The organism is Acinetobacter sp. 228 (assembly GCF_048147885.1).
Genome location: NZ_JAYWYV010000222.1, coordinates 1 through 1,494, shown reverse-complemented (window position 1 = coordinate 1,494; position 1,494 = coordinate 1). Strand labels below are relative to the sequence as shown.

The 1,494-nt window shown below is 41.3% G+C and carries 1 protein-coding gene and 1 pseudogene; one reads left to right on the top strand and one right to left on the bottom strand.

Annotated features, from left to right (window positions below; genetic code table 11):
* Positions 1-144: 144 nt before the first annotated feature.
* Complete coding sequence (locus VXQ92_RS17570; RefSeq protein ID WP_110981751.1) at positions 145-1,344, top strand: MFS transporter; 1,200 nt, start codon at positions 145-147, stop codon at positions 1,342-1,344.
* Between the two features lie 25 nt (positions 1,345-1,369).
* On the opposite strand, the pseudogene VXQ92_RS17565 reads toward VXQ92_RS17570, so the two are convergent.
* Positions 1,370-1,494 (bottom strand): annotated as a pseudogene (locus VXQ92_RS17565) (ion transporter); the annotation flags it as partial.

The following is a 1,494-nucleotide window of genomic DNA, read 5'->3' as shown; positions in this document are numbered from 1 at the left end:
AAAGAATTCGATAAATTATTCAATATAAAGATAAAATGTTCCGGTTTTAAATGTGCAAACTTCCTCTCGAGATTCTAGTTTTTTATTATTTTGGTCTCTTTTCCCTTATACTTTCTTTTTTGAGTTTCCTTTTATTAATTTATTATGGCGTCACCCCAATCCCTTTCTTCTTCCCCTCGACATTACTCACTCTTCTTGGCAATTTTTTCTCTTGCAGTAGGCGGTTTCTGTATTGGCACTACAGAATTTGTCGCAATGGGTCTTATTCAGGAAATTGCACACAATTTAAAGATTACAGTACCTGAAGCTGGGCATTTTATTAGTGCTTATGCATTAGGTGTTGTTATTGGTGCCCCTATTATTGCCATTTTGGGTGCCAAAGTACCTAGAAAGACCCTATTGCTTTGCCTCATGCTGTTTTATGGTATTGCCAATGCATGCACAGCTTTAGCACATACCCCAGAAACCGTTTTAGTCTCCCGTTTTATTGCAGGTTTACCTCATGGCGCATATTTTGGTGTCGGCGCTTTAGTCGCGGCTGAACTAGCAGGCCCTTCACGAAGAGCTTCAGCAGTTGCGCAAATGATGATGGGGCTGACCGTTGCTACCGTTATTGGCGTACCCTTAGCAACATGGTTAGGTCAACATTTTGGCTGGAGAGCAGGATTTGAATTTTCAGCAACGATCGCATTCTTTACTTTAATTGCTGTAGCTTGCTTTGTACCGAATATTCCAGTTCAAGCTACTGCCAGCATAAAAACAGAATTAGCTGGGCTTAAAAATATAAATATGTGGTTAACCCTTGCAGTCGGCGCAATTGGCTTTGGCGGCATGTTCTCGGTATATAGCTATGTCTCACCAATTCTCACTGAATACACTAAAGTTAATATCCAGATTGTTCCTATTGCATTAGCGCTGTGGGGCATCGGGATGGTGATTGGTGGTTTAGCTGCGGGTTGGCTTGCAGATAAAAACCTCAATAAAACTATTGTGGGCGTACTCATTAGCTCAGCGATCGCATTTGTAGTCGCAAGCTTTCTAATGAGTAATATCTATAGCGCAATTGGCTCTTTATTCTTAATTGGCCTAACCGTTATGGGTTTAGGTGGGGCTTTACAGACACGCCTCATGGATGTTGCAGGTGATGCACAAACGCTAGCAGCTTCACTTAACCACTCCGCCTTTAATCTTGCTAATGCATTAGGCGCTTTTTTAGGTGGTTGGGTACTGAGCCATCAGATGGGTTGGATTGCACCAATCTGGGTAGGTTTTGTACTGAGCCTTGGTGGCCTTATTATCTTACTCATTGCATTTGCTGTAGAAAAAGCAACTCAAAAAGCCTGAGTATGATCAGGCTTTCGTTGAGTCTCTAATCTGTTAACTTTTCACCACAGTGCGGGCAATAACATTTCTTCTCTCTAACAGCTTCTTTCTCTTCTAATACTTTTTCGCGCATAATTTGAATAATCAGATTATGCGCTTGTTCTTTTGGTA

Coding starts and splice junctions, on each gene's coding strand:
- VXQ92_RS17570 (WP_110981751.1), top strand. CDS start 145: ATGGCGTCACCCCAATCCCTTTCTTCTTCCCCTCGACATTACTCACTC.